Source organism: Bradyrhizobium sp. MI1.4 (assembly GCF_055811315.1).
Map to the genome: position 1 here is coordinate 44,673 of NZ_JBVVPP010000017.1, position 15,874 is coordinate 60,546.

13 protein-coding genes are annotated in these 15,874 nt (G+C 64.2%); 2 read left to right on the top strand and 11 right to left on the bottom strand.

Annotation, left to right across the window (positions count from 1 at the left end; genetic code table 11):
- Window positions 1-43: 43 nt before the first annotated feature.
- The 11 genes from AC0L23_RS20375 to AC0L23_RS20425 all read right to left on the bottom strand — a co-directional run bounded on the left by AC0L23_RS20375 (window position 44) and on the right by AC0L23_RS20425 (window position 13,012).
- Window positions 44-427 carry a DUF1236 domain-containing protein gene (locus tag AC0L23_RS20375; RefSeq protein ID WP_018458594.1) on the bottom strand — a complete coding sequence of 128 codons (384 nt, stop codon included), beginning with the start codon at window positions 425-427 and terminating at the stop codon, window positions 44-46.
- A 115-nt stretch (window positions 428-542) separates the two neighbouring features.
- Entirely contained in the window at window positions 543-1,430 is an 888-nt protein-coding gene (locus tag AC0L23_RS20380) for a 2-hydroxy-3-oxopropionate reductase (RefSeq protein WP_473357362.1), read from the bottom strand.
- A 12-nt stretch (window positions 1,431-1,442) separates the two neighbouring features.
- Window positions 1,443-2,228, bottom strand: coding sequence for a hydroxypyruvate isomerase (hyi, locus tag AC0L23_RS20385; RefSeq protein WP_473357363.1), 786 nt, complete (start codon window positions 2,226-2,228; stop codon window positions 1,443-1,445).
- A gap of 12 nt (window positions 2,229-2,240) precedes the next feature.
- Window positions 2,241-4,031 (bottom strand): glyoxylate carboligase, encoded by a 1,791-nt coding sequence (gcl, locus tag AC0L23_RS20390; protein ID WP_473357364.1) that lies wholly within the window; start codon window positions 4,029-4,031, stop codon window positions 2,241-2,243.
- Between the two features lie 153 nt (window positions 4,032-4,184).
- Window positions 4,185-5,987 carry an adenine deaminase gene (locus tag AC0L23_RS20395; RefSeq protein WP_247490117.1) on the bottom strand — a complete coding sequence of 601 codons (1,803 nt, stop codon included), beginning with the start codon at window positions 5,985-5,987 and terminating at the stop codon, window positions 4,185-4,187.
- 85 nt (window positions 5,988-6,072) lie between these two features.
- Window positions 6,073-6,873 (bottom strand): NYN domain-containing protein, encoded by an 801-nt coding sequence (locus tag AC0L23_RS20400; RefSeq protein WP_085352320.1) that lies wholly within the window; start codon window positions 6,871-6,873, stop codon window positions 6,073-6,075.
- A gap of 52 nt (window positions 6,874-6,925) precedes the next feature.
- Entirely contained in the window at window positions 6,926-8,425 is a 1,500-nt protein-coding gene (locus AC0L23_RS20405) for a tripartite tricarboxylate transporter permease (protein WP_018458588.1), read from the bottom strand.
- Window positions 8,425-8,910, bottom strand: coding sequence for a tripartite tricarboxylate transporter TctB family protein (locus tag AC0L23_RS20410; protein WP_473357365.1), 486 nt, complete (start codon window positions 8,908-8,910; stop codon window positions 8,425-8,427). The genes AC0L23_RS20405 and AC0L23_RS20410 overlap by 1 nt, the downstream gene beginning before the upstream one ends.
- Window positions 8,907-9,875, bottom strand: a complete 969-nt coding sequence (locus AC0L23_RS20415) for a Bug family tripartite tricarboxylate transporter substrate binding protein (RefSeq protein WP_018458586.1) — start codon at window positions 9,873-9,875, stop codon at window positions 8,907-8,909. Before AC0L23_RS20415 ends, AC0L23_RS20410 begins: the two co-directional genes overlap by 4 nt.
- A 103-nt stretch (window positions 9,876-9,978) precedes the next feature.
- Window positions 9,979-10,821, bottom strand: a complete 843-nt coding sequence (locus AC0L23_RS20420) for an IclR family transcriptional regulator (protein ID WP_018458585.1) — start codon at window positions 10,819-10,821, stop codon at window positions 9,979-9,981.
- 61 nt (window positions 10,822-10,882) lie between these two features.
- A complete protein-coding gene (locus tag AC0L23_RS20425; RefSeq protein WP_204510723.1) occupies window positions 10,883-13,012 on the bottom strand; it encodes an acetate--CoA ligase family protein in 2,130 nt (709 codons plus the stop codon).
- Between the two features lie 348 nt (window positions 13,013-13,360).
- On the opposite strand from AC0L23_RS20425, the gene AC0L23_RS20430 reads away from it, so the two are divergent.
- Both AC0L23_RS20430 and oxc read left to right on the top strand, forming a co-directional pair.
- Window positions 13,361-14,053: a GntR family transcriptional regulator gene (locus AC0L23_RS20430; protein ID WP_162496371.1), complete on the top strand. Its 693-nt coding sequence runs from the start codon at window positions 13,361-13,363 to the stop codon at window positions 14,051-14,053.
- Window positions 14,054-14,131: 78 nt separating this feature from the next.
- The gene (gene oxc / locus AC0L23_RS20435) at window positions 14,132-15,865 is read left to right on the top strand and encodes an oxalyl-CoA decarboxylase (RefSeq protein WP_007608367.1); all 1,734 of its coding nucleotides are present in this window, start codon (window positions 14,132-14,134) and stop codon (window positions 15,863-15,865) included.
- The last annotated feature ends 9 nt before the right edge of the window (window positions 15,866-15,874 follow it).

Here is a 15,874-nt window from a genome sequence, read left to right on the forward strand (position 1 = left end):
CGCTCCGCAGGGCCCGTCTCTTCAAAGCTCACGCTCCGGTCGATCAGTCGATGATCTTAACGACGCGGCGCGTGCGCGGCTCCACGATCACGCGGCGATCGTTCACGACCGCATAGCGATATTCGGTGTAGTTCGGCACGGGCCGCAGCACCACGGTCGGCGGCAGTGGCTCGCCGACCACGACGCGCTCGTGGACCACGACGGAATCATCGCGCGGAATTCCGCCGAGGATCGCATTCGGAATTTCCAGGCCAGCGCCGACCGCCGCACCGACGGTACCACCGACCATCGCTCCGACCGGGCCGCCGATGTCGCCGCCCGCGCGAGCGCCGTCCCTGGCGCCCTGTTCGGTCGTCGACTGGGCAAAGGCTGCACTCGACGCCAGCAGCGACGCGGCAGCGAACGTAATCGCAAGACGGGTCTTCATGTGCTTATGTCTCCAGTGATTGTTGTGCGCCTTCAACCGCGGGGCCGGATCATTGTTCCGGTTCCCCGCCGGATCTAGGCAGAACTACAAGTGGAGACTGTTACCTGGTAACAGTTCAGGCTGCGGCGATCTCGTGCCCCGCCATCAGTTCCAGCGCACGCACCATTGCCGAGTGATCCCAACCCTTGCCGCCATGTGCGGTGCAAGACGAGAACAATTGCTGCGCCAGTGCCGTGCTCGGCAGCGACAGGCCGAGCGCGCGGGCGCCTTCAAGCGCGAGGTTGAGATCCTTCTGGTGCAGCTCGATGCGGAAACCGGGATCGAAATTGCGCTTCACCATGCGCTCGCCATGCACTTCGAGAATCCGCGACGACGCAAAGCCGCCCATCAGGGCCTGCCGCACCAGTGCCGGATCCGCACCGGCTTTCGACGCGAACAGCAGCGCTTCGCTGACCGCCTCGATCGTCAACGCGACGATGATCTGGTTGGCGACCTTCGTCGTCTGGCCGTCGCCATTGGCGCCGACGCGGGTGACGTTCTTCCCCATCCGGTCGAAGATCGGCTTCATGGTGTTGAAGGCGCGCTCGGGGCCACCGACCATGATGGTGAGGCTTGCCGCCTTGGCACCGACCTCCCCGCCTGACACCGGTGCGTCGAGATAATCCGCGCCGAGCGCCTCGATCTTCTTCGCAAACTCCTTGGTCGCCAGCGGTGAGATCGAGCTCATGTCGACCACGATCTTGCCCTTGGAAATGCCGCCCGCGACGCCGTCATTGCCAAACAGCACGGCCTCCACATGCGGCGTATCGGGCACCATGATGATGACCGCATCCGCTTCCTCCGCAACCTCCTTGCTTGACTTGCAGGCAACGCCGCCGGCGGCGATCAGCTCGGGTGCGACCGGCCCGACATCGTGCAGGAGAACGCGATGGCCTGCGGCCAGAAGATGACCGGCCATCGGCCGTCCCATGGTGCCAAGTCCGATAAAGCCGATGTCGATCATGTCAAAGTTTCCTCAGGTCTCGAAAGTCTGCGCCGCGTGCCAGGACAGGCCGTCCAGCGTCGTGGTGCGCGGCTTGTATTCGCAACCGATCCAGCCGCGATACCCGATCGCGTCGAGATGGCGGAACAGGAAGGGATAGTTGATCTCGCCCGTGCCGGGCTCGTGGCGGCCGGGATTATCGGCGAGCTGGATGTGCGCGATCTGCGGCAGGTATTCCTGCATAGTACGGGCGAGGTCGCCCTCCATGATCTGCATGTGGTAGATGTCGTACTGGACGAACAGATTGTTCGAGCGCACCTCGGAGATCAGCTGCACGGCCTGCTCGGTGCCGTTCAGAAAGAAGCCGGGGATGTCGAGCGTGTTGATCGGCTCGACCAGAAGCTTGATGTTCTCCCGCGCCAGGGTCGACGCCGCAAAGCGCAGGTTCCCGACCAGCGTTTCGTTGAGCTCACGCGGATCGGCATCGACGGGCGCGATGCCGACGAGACAGTTGAGCTGCTCGCAATCGAGCGCCTTGGCATAGTCGATGGCACGAAACACGCCGTCCCTGAACTCGCTGACGCGATCCGGCAGGATCGCGATGCCGCGCTCGCCCGCGGCCCAATTGCCGGCCGGCAGATTGTGCAGCACCTGCGTCAGCCCATGGCTGTCGAGCTGCTCGCGCAACTGCGCCTTGTCGAAATCATAGGGGAAGAGGTACTCGACCCCGGAAAAGCCCGCCGCTTTGGCCCCGGCGAAGCGGTCCACGAACGGCATTTCGTTGAAGAGCATGGTGAGGTTCGCAGCGAATTTCGGCATGTTGCTATCTCCCTATTCCGCCGGCTGCAGCACGCCGGGCCTCGCTGTCGCGACCTCGTCGAGCGGCAGATCCAGCACCTCCTCGAACTCGACGATGTTGTCGATCTCGGTGCCCATCGCGATGTTGGTGACGCGTTCGAGGATGAACTCGACCATCACAGGCACGCGATGCTTGGCCATCCATTCGCGCGCGGTCGCGAACGCCGCCTGCGAGTCCTTCGGGTTGGTGACGCGGATCGCCTTGCAGCCGAGCCCTTCGGCGACAGCGACGTGATCGACACCGTAGCCGCCGAGCTCAGGCGCGTTGATGTTCTCGAACGAGAGCTGGACGTGATAGTCCATGTCGAAGCCGCGCTGGGCTTGGCGGATCAGGCCGAGATAGGAATTGTTCACGACGACGTGGATGTAGGGCAGATTGAATTGCGCCCCAACTGCGAGCTCCTCGATCAGGAATTGGAAATCGTAGTCGCCTGAGAGCGCGACGATATCACGATCCGGACACGCCGCGCGCACGCCGAGCGCCGCGGGTAGCGTCCAGCCGAGCGGGCCCGCCTGCCCGGCATTGATCCAGTTGCGCGGCTTGTAGACGCCCAGGAACTGCGCGCCGGCGATCTGCGACAGGCCGATCACGGAGACGTAGCAGGTGTCACGGCCAAACGCCTTGGTCATCTCCTCGTAGACGCGCTGGGGCTTGATCGGGACGTTATCGAAATGGCTCTTGCGCAACATTGTCTTCTTCCGGTCGCGGCAGGCAGCGGGCCACGCCTGGCGCTCGCGCAACCTGCCGGACCGGCGCCACTCCCTGGCGACGGTGACGAAGAGTTCGAGAGCGGCCTTCGCGTCCGAGACGATGCCGAGATCGGGATTGAACACGCGCCCGATCTGCGTCGGCTCGATGTCGACATGCACGAAGGTGCGCCCCTTGGTGTAGGTCTCGATCGAGCCGGTGTGGCGGTTGGCCCAGCGATTGCCGATGCCGAGCACGAAATCGGATTCGAGCATGGTGGCATTGCCGTAACGGTGACTGGTCTGAAGACCGACCATGCCGGCCATCAGCACGTGGTCGTCGGGGATGGCCCCCCAGCCCATCAGCGTCGGCACGACCGGCACGTTGGCAATCTCGGCGAATTCCACCAGCAGATCCGAGGCGTCGGCATTGATCACGCCGCCGCCCGCGACGATCAGCGGCCGTTCGGCCGCATTGAGCATCTCCAGCGCCTTCTCGACCTGCTTGCGGGTCGCGGTCGGCTTGTAGACCGGCAATGGCTCATAGGTCTCGTCGTCGAACTCGATCTCGGCGAGCTGCACGTCGAGCGGCATGTCGATCAGCACCGGGCCGGGCCTTCCCGAGCGCATCACGTGAAACGCCTGGCTGAACACGCGGGGCACCAGCGCCGGCTCGCGCACCGTCACCGCCCATTTGGTCACGGGCTTTGCGATCGACTCGATGTCGACGGCTTGGAAATCCTCCTTGTAGAGCCGCGCGCGCGGCGCCTGCCCGGTGATGCAGAGGATCGGGATGGAATCAGCGATCGCGGAATAGAGCCCGGTGATCATGTCGGTCCCGGCCGGCCCCGAGGTGCCGATGCAGACGCCGATATTGCCGGCCTTGGCCCGCGTATAGCCCTCGGCCATGTGCGAGGCACCCTCGACATGGCGCGCCAGGATATGGCGGATCGAGCCGCGCTTCTTCAGCGCCGAGTAAAGCGGATTGATCGCGGCCCCGGGAACGCCGAAGGCAGTCGAGATGCCCTCCTTCTCCAGAATTCGCACGGCAGCATCGATGGCTCGCATCTTCGCCATATCGGACCTCGCTTGAGTTGCATTGGCTCGAGCGAGATCATCGGGCCCGCGAGGGCTTCACTCAACGAGATCGATTTTATTTTCCACGATGCGGCAGCCGCGGGAAAAACGTGGCGGTCTCAATCGGTTAGATCGAGATATCCGTGAAAGCGATCACTCGAACAGCGGCGCCAGCTGCATCTGCGGCACCAGCACGAGGCCCTTGTCGGTGATACGAATTTCCGGAATGACCGATAGCGGAATCAGATTGAAACCCATGTAGGGGATGGTGCAGCCGGCCTCCGCCCATTCCTTCTTCAGCGCCTTGACCTCTTCCGCCACCTCCGTGACGCGCTTGTCGGACAAGAGCCCAGCGATCGGCAGCGGCACTAGCGCCCTCACCTTGCCCTCGGCGACGAGGCAGACGGCGCCCTGTTGCTCCTTGATGGCGGCGACCGCGACCTGCATATCGGCCTCGTTGGTGCCGGCAACGATGATGTTGTGGCTGTCGTGCCCGACGCTGGAGGCGACCGCGCCGCGCTTCAGTCCAAAGTCCTTCAACAGGCCGTAGGCGACATTGCCGGCCGACTTGCCGTGGCGTTCGACCACCGTGACGAAGCATAGGCCGTAGCGGGCGAACAGTGAGGGCCAGTCCTTTGCGGGCTCGATCGCGATCTTCTCATGGATCAGCGTGATGCCGGGCAACGCGGTCTTGATCGCGTTGACAGTGCAGGCCTTCGCCGGCAGCTCCGGCGTCAGCTTGACCTTCTCGGGCAGCTTCACCGTCGCATAGGCCGCCTGCGGATATTGATAGCGCTGCGACAGCGCCTGCTCGAGCTTCGGCGTGATTTTTCGGTTTTCGACCACGAGTTCGCCGCCATACCAGGTGCATTGCGGCTTCAGATTGTCGTCCATCAGCACCAGATCGGCGCGGCGCCCGCCGCCGAGCCCGCCGATATCGCTGTCCATGTTGAAGCGCGTCGCGCCATGCAGCGAGCCCATCGACCAGGCCTGCTCCGGCGACATCCCTGCTTTCACGGCTTCGCGCACCACCCAGTCGAGACCGAACAGCAGGAGATCGTCGGCGTCGCGATCGTCGGTGCACACGGCCGTGCGCTTGTGCGAGGCGCCGAGCTCGGTGATGGTCCGGATCGCCTGCGGCAGCGAGTGCCAGGGCGTGGTCGGCGGTCCCCCGCGCAGGAACACCCAGACCCCGGCATCGAGCAGATCGTCGGCGATGTCGCGGTCGATCGCCTCATGGGTGTCGGTGATGCCGCTCGCCGCATAGGCCGCAACGAAGTCGCGGCCATAGATATGGCCGGACACCGGCCGGCCGCGCTTCAGGGCGGCAGCGAGGATGGCGTGGCTTCGCTCATCGCCCATGGTGACAGGCACGAAATCCATCTTCTCGCCGAGCCCGACGGCTTCCGGCCAACGGTCGAACAGGCCGGCGATCTTGTCGGGCGTCAGATCGCCGCCCGCAGTCTCCAGTGCGGCCGAAGTCGCAGGAACCGTCGAGGGCACCGTCAGGAAGATCGAGAGCGGAGCCTCGCGTGCGTCCTCCAGCATCGCCTCGACGCCGACGACGTCCATGACGTTGCCGATCTCGTGGCTGTCGCAGAAGATTGTGGTGGTGCCGTTGAGCAGGGCGGCCTCGGCATAGGCGCAGGCCGTCACCATCGAGGATTCGATGTGGATGTGCGGATCGACCAGCCCCGGCGCGATGATGCCGCCCGCCGCGTCGTAAACCGGCACGTCGCCGAAGACATTCTTCGCAGCGCCGGCCGGCTTCATCGCAGCAATGCGGCCGCCGGTGATCCAGATTTCGCGGTTCGCATGGATGCGCTCCGAATAGGTCGAGAGCACCCGCGCGCCGGTGACGACGAGATCCGGCGCGACACGCGCCGAGGCCACATCGGCGAGACGCCGGGTCATCGAATGCAGCGGTGCGACGGCGAAGCGGGTAAGTCTGGTCATCAGAACCCTCGCGTGGCGTTATGGCCCTGCGATGGTTACGCCCTGCGCCCGACTGGGCAAGCGCAAATATAACGGCAGGCTCTGCTTACGCTTTAGGCGGAGAAGCGCCTGCCGCCGCTGGCCTCGCAGGTCTGCGCGAGTTCCGTCGTCGCGGGGCCGGTGCGGCAGCGGGCTTGACCCGAATCCGCATCGACCTCCCGTTCTGCTCGTCAATCTCGAACGCATTCGTCTTGCGCACGAGGTCACTCAGCTTGCGGAAGCCGAACGTTCGCGGATCGAAATCGGACGCGAGATTGGCGAGCTGGCGGCCAACTTCCCCGAGCGTCACCCAGCCGTCCTCGCTTTCCATCTGGGTGATGACCTTCTTGATGATGGGGGTTGCGGCATCGAGCGGCTGAAGCGACGTCGATCTCGAGGCGGCGTCCTGGGTGTTCGCTGGGGCGGCAAGCAAGTTCTCCGTGTAGACGAACCTTCGACAGGCCTGCCGGAAGCTCTCCGGCGTCTTCTGTTCGCCGAACCCAAAGACGTCGATGCCCTGCTCCCGGATGCGGGCGGCCAGACGGGTGAAATCGCTGTCCGACGACACCAGGCAAAAGCCATCGAACCGGCCGCTGTGAAGCAGGTCCATTGCGTCGATGACCAGCGTGATGTCGGAGGCATTCTTCCCCGTCGTATAGGCGAACTGCTGCTGCGGGATGATGGCGTGTTTGGACAGGATGTCGGCCCAGCCCCTCGACCTGGCATTGGAGAAGTCGCCGTAGATGCGGCGAACGCTGGCCTCGCCGATCTTGGCAATCTCCTCGAACAGCCCATCGGCGATCTTTGCCGAAGCATTGTCTGCATCGATCAGGACAGCGAGACGGGGCGAACGGAGCTCTGACGGCATGACTTTTCCTACGAGATGAACGTAACATTAGAAGACGCTCGCGGCGGAATGGCTAGTCCTCGTTCGCCTTGAAGCGTCCCATCCCTTTCAGCACGAAGGGTGCCAGCAGGGCGATGAACGCCAGCGCAAGCAGCGTCGCCGAGATCGGGCTCTGGAGCAACGTCATGGGATCGCCGAGACTGATCGCGAGCGCGCGACGCAGCTGGCTCTCGGCGATCGGGCCGAGAATCAGGCCGACCACGACGGGCGCGATCGGAAAATCGAACCGCCGCATCAGAAAGCCGAGCACGCCGAAGCCGGCCAGCATCGACAGTTCGACCACCGACGGCTTTGCGGCGATGGTGCCCATGGTCGCGAACACGAGGATGCCGGCATAGAGCCACGGCTGCGGGATCGCCAGCAGCCGCACCCATAGGCCAACCAGCGGCAGATTGAGCACCAGCAGCATGCAATTGGCGATGAACAGGCTCGCGATCAGGCCCCACACGAGGTCGGGCCGCTCAGCGAACAGCAGCGGCCCCGGGTTGAGGCCGTATTGCTGGAAGCCCGCCAGCATCATCGCGGCCGTCGCCGAGGTCGGCAATCCCAACGTCAAGAGCGGCACCAGCGTGCCGGCAGCCGAAGCGTTGTTGGCGGCCTCCGGTCCTGCGACACCTTCGATCGCGCCCTTGCCGAATTCTTCGGGGTATTTGGTCAGTCGCTTCTCGCAGGAATAGGACAGGAAAGTCGGGATCTCCGCGCCGCCGGCAGGCAGCGCACCGATTGGGAAGCCGAACATGGTGCCGCGCAACCACGGCTTCCACGATCGCTTCCAGTCTTCCTTGGTCATCCACAGCGAGCCGCGCACCGGCTCGAGCTTCTCTTCGGTGTGGTGGCGGCGCGATGCGACGTAGAGCGCCTCGCCCACCGCGAACAGGCCGACCGCGAGCGTCGTCACCTCGACGCCGTCGAGCAGCTCGGGCACCCCGAACGCAAGCCGCGCCTGACCGGTCAGCTTGTCGATACCGACGAGACCTAATGTCAGACCAATAAACAGGCTGGTCAGGCCGCGGATCGGGGAATCGCCGAAGGTCGCCGACACCGTGACGAAGGCGACGCACATCAGCGCGAAATAATCCTCCGGGCCAAAGCGCACGGCGAAATCGACCAACCACGGCGCGAGAAAGGCAAGCCCGATGGTGGCGATGGTGCCGGCGACGAAGGAGCCGATCGCGGAGGTCGCGAGCGCCGGCCCGCCGCGGCCGGCCTTGGCCATCTTGTTGCCTTCGAGCGCCGTCGCCATCGAGGCGCTCTCGCCGGGCGTGTTGATCAAGATGGCCGTAGTCGATCCACCATACATGCCGCCGTAATAGATGCCGGCAAACATGATCAGCGAACCGCCAGGATCGAGCTTGTACGTCACCGGCAGCAGCAGCGCGACCGTCAACGCCGGGCCGATGCCGGGCAGCACGCCCACGGCGGTGCCGAGGAATACGCCGATCAGGGCGTAGAGGAGATTCATCGGCTGGACGGCGACCGCCATGCCGTGGGCCAGCGCCGCGAAAGTTTCCATCACAGCAGTCGCTCCAGGGGGCCGGCCGGAAGACTCAACGTCAACAGGCGGTCGAACGCGAGGTAAATGAGGGTCGACATCACGAGGGCGATGGCGGAATCGACGAGGACAGCCCGGCGCCCAAATGCCGCCGAGGTCGTGACGAACAGCGCCGACGTCGCCAGGATGAACCCGCCGCCGAAGCCGATGATGGCAATCAGCAGCGCAAGGCCGGCGAGGATGAAGACCACAGGCACGGGATCTGCGCTCTCGCGCGCTGGCAGACCGCCGCGCAGCGCGTCAACGAGATTGCCGATCGCGAGCAGCGCGAGGCCGGAGGCGATCACGACCGGCATGGCTTCCGGCCCCATCCCGTACATCGCGGTCGATTGCAGGCCGTGCGCATCCCAGACCAGCACCGCGGCAAGACCTGCGAGCAGCGCGGCGATGACGACGCCGGCGCGATCGACGCGCCGCGGTGGCTGGACGGGATCGCCTGAGGTCATGACTTGACCAGGCCGACTGATCTCAGCACGTCCGTCACACGCACCGTTTCTTTCTTCAGGAAATCGGCGAAGGCGTCACCGCCGAGATAGGCATCCTCCCAGCCCTTCTGCTTGAGGATGTCTTTCCAGGCGTCCGACTTCACCATCTTCTCGACCGCGTCGCTCAGCGTCTTGCGCTGCTCCGGCGTGATTCCGGGAGGCGCGACCACCGAGCGCCAGTTGGCGATCACGAGGTCGATGCCCTGCTCCTTGAAGGTCGGGATGTCGCTGCCTGGAATGCGTTTCTCCGAGGTCACGCCGATCGCGCGCAGCTTGCCCGACTTGATCTGCCCATCATATTCGCTGAGGCCGGAAATGCCGGCAGTGACCTTCGCGCCGAGAATGGCGGCGAGCGACTCGCCGCCGCCCGAGAACGGGATGTAGTTGATCTTCTTCGCGTCGGCGCCAACGGCGCCGGCGAACAATGCTGCCATCACATGATCGACGCCACCGGCCGAGCCCCCGGCGAAGGTCACTTTGGCGATGTCGGCCTTCACCGCTGCGGCCAGATCCTGCGCGGTCTTGATCGGAGAATTCGCCGGCACCACGATCACCTGGATTTCCTCGGTGAGGCGCGCGATCGGCGTCACCTGCTCGAGCGTGACGGGTGATTTGTTCATGGCGAGCGCGCCCACCATAACGAAGCCGTTGACCATCAGCTGGTTGCCGTCGCCCTTGGCGCCGTTGACGAACTGCGCGATGCCGACACTGCCGCCTGCGCCGGGAACGTTGGTGACCTGCACGCTGCGTGCGACGCCGGCAGCGACCAGCGCCTGCTGCATCGAGCGCGCGGTCTGGTCCCAACCACCGCCCGGCGCCGCAGGTGCCATCAGCTTGAGCTCGAGCTGCTGGGCAAAGGCCGGCGTGGCTGCCGCAAGGGTCAGCGCGACGGCTGCGCCGACGAGGCGCGCGGGAAGTTGAAACATGGGACGTCTCCGGGCTCATGCGGACGTTTGCCGCATCGTGTCGTTTGGTCGCATATCAGCCAAAACGGCCGACACTGTCCAGTGACATACCCCCGGTTTCCGATTAGCGGGGCGTCGGAATTGCCCCGCCGAGCGCTGCCGTCAGTTCGGCGGCAACATCACGGACGATTTGCCCGATTTCCGGTAACCGCTGATCGGTCAGCCGGCTGGTCATGCCGGACACCGAAATCGCAGCAAGCGGCTCGGCGCAGGCGTTGTAGACCACCGCTGCAACGCAGCGCAGGCCCATGCAGGCCTCTTCATCATCCAGCGCGTAGCCTTGCTTGCGGATCTTTTCGAGCTCCTTGAACAGGTCGCTCGGCCGCACGATCGACTTCTCGGTCAGGCGTGGCATGCCGTGATGGCGGATGACGGCGCCGACGTCCTCGTCGGAATAGGTCGCGAGCACCGCCTTGCCGACGCCGGAGGTCACCATCGGAACGCGGCCGCCGACTTGGGTCAGCGAGCGCATGATCTCGCGGCTCTCCATCCGGGTCAGCACGATGATGAACTCGTCGTCGACCACGGCGAGATTGGCGGTCTCGCGGGTAAGATCACGCAGCTTGCGCAAGTAAGGAATGGCCTGGGCACTGAAATTGCGCCGCCGCGCAAAGCTCGCGCCCACCGTGAAGCTGCGCACGCCGACATGCCATTTGGATTCGGCGCGGTCGAACTGCACGAAGCGGCGGCTTTCCAGCGTCGCCAGCAGGCGATGCACGGTCGAGGCCGAGAGCCCGGTGCGGACGGCGAGATCGCTGAGGCGATAGCCTTCGTCGTCTTCGGACAATGTCTCGAGGATCGACAGCGCGCGATCGACGGACTGCACGCCGCCGTCGCGCGCGTCGTGATCGGCCGCCGATGGCGATCGGGGCTCGATCGATTTGCGCCGGATCACGTTCCTGCCCATCGCGACCTGACTGTTCTCACCTCTCCCCGCGCGCGGGGAGAGGTGAAGCGGCATCGTCGGCTCAGAGCAGCCCTGCTCCGCGCGCCCATTTGTACTTGGCACCGAGGACCTCGACCGGCAGTTCGGTCGAGTAGGCATAGGCCGGAATGCCGTTCTGGTAGAGATATTCGGCGGCTTCCTCAACCTCGACGTCGCCGGCGAGCGAGGCGACGATCGGCTTCACGAAGCCCTTGGCCTCCATCTCCTTCTTCACCTCGACCATGTTGCGGGCGAACACCATCGGCGGCGTGACGATGGTGTGCCAGTAGCCGAGGATCAGCGAGTGGATGCGCTCGTCCGTCAGGCCGAGTTTTACGGTGTTGACGTAGGTGATCGGCGGCTCACCGCCGGTGATGTCCACGGGATTTCCGGCCGCGCCAAACGGCGGGATGAACTTGCGGAAGGCCGCATCCAGATCCGGCGGCATTGACATCAGCGACAAGCCGTTGTCGACGCAGGAGTCCGACAACAGCACGCCCGAACCGCCTGCACCGGTAATGATCAGCACGTTCTCGCCCTTCGGCGTCGGCAGCACCGGCACGCCCCGCGCGAATTCGAGCAGCTGCCGCAAGCTACGGGCGCGGATCACGCCGGACTGGGCCAGGACATCCTCGTAGATCTTGTCGTTGCCGGCGAGCGCGCCGGTGTGCGACGAGGCCGCCTTAGCACCGGCGGAGGTGCGGCCGGCCTTGAGCACGATGACCGGTTTTTTCTTGGAGACGCGTTTTGCGGCTTCCGCAAAGGCGCGGCCGTCCTTGAGGTCTTCGCAGTGCTGCGCGATCAGGTTCGTGTTCGGATCCTGCTCGAAGAAGGCGAGCAGATCGTCCTCGTCGATGTCGGACTTGTTGCCGAGGCCGACGATCGCCGACACGCCCATCTTGGCCGAACGGGAGAAGCCGATGATGGCCATGCCGATGCCGCCCGATTGCGAAGACAGTGCCGCGTGGCCCTTGACATCATAGGCGGTGCAGAAGGTCGCGCAGAGATTGGCAGGCGTATAATAGAAGCCGTAGATGTTCGGTCCCATCAGGCGGATGTCGTACTTCTTGCCGACTTCGACGATCTCGGCCTGGAGTTCCGGCGCGCCGGCTTCCGCGAAGCCCGACGGGATCAGAACCGCGCCGGGAATTTTCTTCTCGCCGCATTCGGTGAGCGCCGCGGCCACGAACTTCGCGGGAATTGCGAACACCGCGGTGTCGATCACACCGGGCACGTCCTTGACGCTCTTGTAGGCCTTGTAGCCGAGGATCTCGGCGGCCTTGGGATGGATCGGGTAGATGTCGCCCTTGTAGCCGCCGTTGATGAGGTTCTTCATCACGGAATTGCCGATCTTGCCGTCTTCGGCCGAAGCGCCGACCACGGCAACCGCCTTCGGCTGCATGATGCGGCTCATGGCCGCGACGATCTCTTCGGTCGGGCGCGGCTTCGGCTTGGGCACGTAAGCGAAGTCGACGACGATGCGGACGTCGGCCGCGATCGCGTCCTTGGCCGTCGCGAACACCGGGTTGAGATCGAGCTCGACGATCTCGGGGAAATCGGTGACGAGCTGCGAGACCTTGACGATGACATCGGCGAGCGCCGTGCGGTTCACCGGCTCGCCGCCGCGAACGCCCTTCAAAATTTCATGCGCCTGGATGCCGTCGAGCATCGACAGCGCATCTTGCTTTGTCGCGGGCGCGAGGCGGAAGGTGATGTCCTTCAGGACTTCGACCAGCACGCCGCCGAGACCGAAGGCAACCAGCTTGCCGAACGAGGCGTCGGTGATCGACCCGACGATCACTTCGGTGCCGCCGGCCAGCATCTGCTGCACCTGGACACCCTCGATCTTGGCATCAGACTTGTACTTCCTGGCGTTGCCGAGAATGGTCTCGTAGGCCTTCTCGGCGTCTTCTGCCGATTTGAGGCCAACGATGACGCCGCCGGCTTCGGTCTTGTGAAGAATGTCCGGCGAGACGATCTTCATCACCACCGGGAAGCCCATCGAGGCGGCCATCTTGCCGGCCTCGCCGGCCGATTTCGCCACCCCCTCCTTCGGCACCGCAATGCCGTAGGCGTCGCAGACCAGCTTGCCTTCCGGCGCGGTCAGGCTGGTGCGCTTGTCCGCCTTGACCTGGTCAAGCACCTTGCGGACGGCATCTTTGGAATTGGACATGTGGCTCTCCCTTGACCTTGGTTCTTGCGTTCTCAAAGCGCGCGCGCGTTGCGGCTGCCCGTGATGCTTTCCATTCGCCGCGCTCTGTTCCATGTCGCGGAACGGAGTGGCATAAAGCCGAGATTACTACGCCGGCTTGGATCAAAAATAGCTGGCGATGGCATTTGGTATGCCAGAAGCCAACTTGTCAAGCTGCAGCGCACCTTAGAACGCTGCAAAAAATAGGCAGCTTGACATTCTGGTATTTGGTATGCCAAAAACTTTCCCGTTAATAATCCTGTAAAAGACGACTCCCACTGGAGGAGATTCGTCGTGTCACTGCGGAAACCAACCAAGGCGTTGCCGAACATGGCCGAGGCAGATATCGCAATCGTTCGTATTGCCCCGGAGTCGAGCTTCAAGAACAAGGCGTATGACGCCTTGAAGGAAGCCATCCTCAAGATGGACATCTACTCGACGCCCGAACCCGTCATGCTCGACGAGCGCGCGTTGTCCGAGCGCCTCGGCGTGAGCCGCACGCCGATCCGCGAAGCCATCGCGATGCTAGAGCAAGACGGTTTCGTGAAGACGGTTCCTCGCCGCGGCATCATGGTGGTCCGAAGGACCAAGAGCGAGATCGTCGACATGATCCGCGCCTGGGCGGCGCTGGAGAGCATGGCGGCTCGCCTCATCACCGCCACAGCGCGCAAGAAAGACATCACGGCGCTGCGCGACTACTTCAAGGAATTTGGCAAGGATCGCCTGCCCGAGGATCACGTCGAGGAATATTCGCGCGCCAACATCGCCTTCCACCAGGCGCTGATCTCGCTGTCGGAATCACCGGTGCTGGTCGATCTCACCAACGACTTGCTGCTGCATGTGCGTGGCTATCGGCAATTGACCATCGGACGCAAGGACCGCACCGCGACGTCGCTTCCCGAGCATCTCGGCATGATCGAAGCCCTGGAGGCGCGCGATACCGAGCTCGCCGAGAAGCGCGCCCGCGATCACACCCTTGGCCTTGCCGCTTACGTCGAAGCGCATGGTCAGGAACTCTTCTAGCCGGCAACGTTCACCAAAGGGCGAGGCATCGCCCCCAAAAGCCTGAAACGGCATCTTGAGACCAGGGAGACAAGGCCCATGCTGAATACCGCGACCAAGTCCGAAGCACCGGGCACCGAGCAGGAATTGACGGATGGTTTTCATCTCGTCATTGACGCGCTCAAGCTGAACGGCATCAACACCATCTATAATGTGCCGGGCATCCCGATCACGGATTTGGGCCGCATGGCGCAGGCGGCCGGTATTCGCATGATTTCGTTCCGCCACGAGCAGAACGCCGGTTATGCGGCGGGCATCGCCGGCTACCTCACCAAGAAGCCCGGCATCTGCCTCACCGTCTCCGCGCCCGGCTTCCTCAACGGTCTCACCGCGCTCGCCCACGCCACCACCAACTGCTACCCGATGATCCTGATCTCGGGCTCCTCCGAGCGCGAGATCGTCGACCTCCAGCAGGGCGACTATGAAGAGATGGACCAGCTCGCGATCGCCAAGCCGCTGTGCAAGGCAGCCTACCGTGTGCTGCACGCCCAGGACATCGGCATTGGTCTTGCCCGTGCCATCCGTGCTGCCGTCTCCGGCCGTCCGGGCGGCGTCTATCTCGACCTGCCGGCAAAGCTGTTCGGCCAGGTGATGAACGCCGATGCCGGCCAGAAGTCGCTGGTCAAGGTAATCGACGCGGCTCCCGCGCAGATCCCCTCGCCCGCTTCGATCAAGCGCGCGCTTGATGTTTTGAAGAGCGCAAAGCGCCCTCTCATCATCCTCGGCAAGGGCGCGGCCTACGCGCAGGCCGACGAGGAGATCAAAACCTTCGTCGAGAAGAGCGGTATCCCCTTCCTGCCGATGAGCATGGCCAAGGGTCTCCTCTCAGACACCCATCCGCAGTGCGCAGGCGCTGCCCGCTCGACGGTGCTGAAGGAATCCGACGTCGTCCTGCTGATCGGCGCCCGGCTGAACTGGCTGCTCTCGCACGGCAAGGGCAAGAACTGGGGCGAAGCGCCCAAGAAGTTCATCCAGGTCGACATCGAACCGCGCGAGATGGACTCCAACGTCGAGATCGTCGCGCCCGTCGTCGGCGACATCGGCTCGGTCGTCTCCGCCTTCAACCAGGCGATGGCTTCGGGCTGGACCGCCCCGCCTGCCGAATGGACCAAGGCGATTTCGACCAAGCGCGAAGAGAACGTCGCCAAGATGGCGCCGAAGCTCATGAACAACAAATCGCCGATGGACTATCACGGCGCGCTCGGCGTGCTGAAAAACGTCATCAAGGATCATCCCGAGGCGATCCTCGTCAACGAGGGCGCCAACACGCTCGACCTCGCCCGCGGCGTCATCGACATGTATCGCCCACGCAAGCGTCTCGACGTCGGCACCTGGGGCGTGATGGGCATTGGCATGGGCCAGGCGATCGCGGCTGCTCTCGAGACCGGCCATCCCGTGCTCGCGGTCGAAGGCGACTCGGCCTTCGGCTTCTCCGGCATGGAGGTCGAGACCATCTGCCGCTACAATTTGCCGATCTGCGTCGTCATCTTCAACAATGACGGCATCTATCGCGGCACCGACGTCAACGGCGCCAACGCCGATCCGGCGACGACGGTGTTCGTCAAGGGCGCCCGCTACGACAAGATGATGGAAGCCTTCGGCGGCGTCGGCGTCAATGCCACCTCACCGGACGAGCTCAAGCGCGCCGTCAACGAGGCCATGGCTTCGGGCAAGCCGACGCTCATCAACGCCGTGATCGATCCGGCCGCCGGTTCCGAGAGCGGCCGCATCGGCAACCTCAATCCGCAGAGCGTTCTGCAGAAGAAGAAGTAAGCATCCCCG

What these genes read in the sequence shown, in the direction of transcription:
- AC0L23_RS20375 (WP_018458594.1), bottom strand. Translation starts at nt 427, where the DNA reads ATGAAGACCCGTCTTGCGATTACGTTCGCTGCCGCGTCGCTGCTGGCG.
- AC0L23_RS20380 (WP_473357362.1), bottom strand. Translation starts at nt 1,430, where the DNA reads ATGATCGACATCGGCTTTATCGGACTTGGCACCATGGGACGGCCGATG.
- hyi (WP_473357363.1), bottom strand. Translation starts at nt 2,228, where the DNA reads ATGCCGAAATTCGCTGCGAACCTCACCATGCTCTTCAACGAAATGCCG.
- gcl (WP_473357364.1), bottom strand. Translation starts at nt 4,031, where the DNA reads ATGGCGAAGATGCGAGCCATCGATGCTGCCGTGCGAATTCTGGAGAAG.
- AC0L23_RS20395 (WP_247490117.1), bottom strand. Translation starts at nt 5,987, where the DNA reads ATGACCAGACTTACCCGCTTCGCCGTCGCACCGCTGCATTCGATGACC.
- AC0L23_RS20400 (WP_085352320.1), bottom strand. Translation starts at nt 6,873, where the DNA reads ATGCCGTCAGAGCTCCGTTCGCCCCGTCTCGCTGTCCTGATCGATGCA.
- AC0L23_RS20405 (WP_018458588.1), bottom strand. Translation starts at nt 8,425, where the DNA reads ATGGAAACTTTCGCGGCGCTGGCCCACGGCATGGCGGTCGCCGTCCAG.
- AC0L23_RS20410 (WP_473357365.1), bottom strand. Translation starts at nt 8,910, where the DNA reads ATGACCTCAGGCGATCCCGTCCAGCCACCGCGGCGCGTCGATCGCGCC.
- AC0L23_RS20415 (WP_018458586.1), bottom strand. Translation starts at nt 9,875, where the DNA reads ATGTTTCAACTTCCCGCGCGCCTCGTCGGCGCAGCCGTCGCGCTGACC.
- AC0L23_RS20420 (WP_018458585.1), bottom strand. Translation starts at nt 10,821, where the DNA reads ATGGGCAGGAACGTGATCCGGCGCAAATCGATCGAGCCCCGATCGCCA.
- AC0L23_RS20425 (WP_204510723.1), bottom strand. Translation starts at nt 13,012, where the DNA reads ATGTCCAATTCCAAAGATGCCGTCCGCAAGGTGCTTGACCAGGTCAAG.
- AC0L23_RS20430 (WP_162496371.1), top strand. Translation starts at nt 13,361, where the DNA reads ATGGCCGAGGCAGATATCGCAATCGTTCGTATTGCCCCGGAGTCGAGC.
- oxc (WP_007608367.1), top strand. Translation starts at nt 14,132, where the DNA reads ATGCTGAATACCGCGACCAAGTCCGAAGCACCGGGCACCGAGCAGGAA.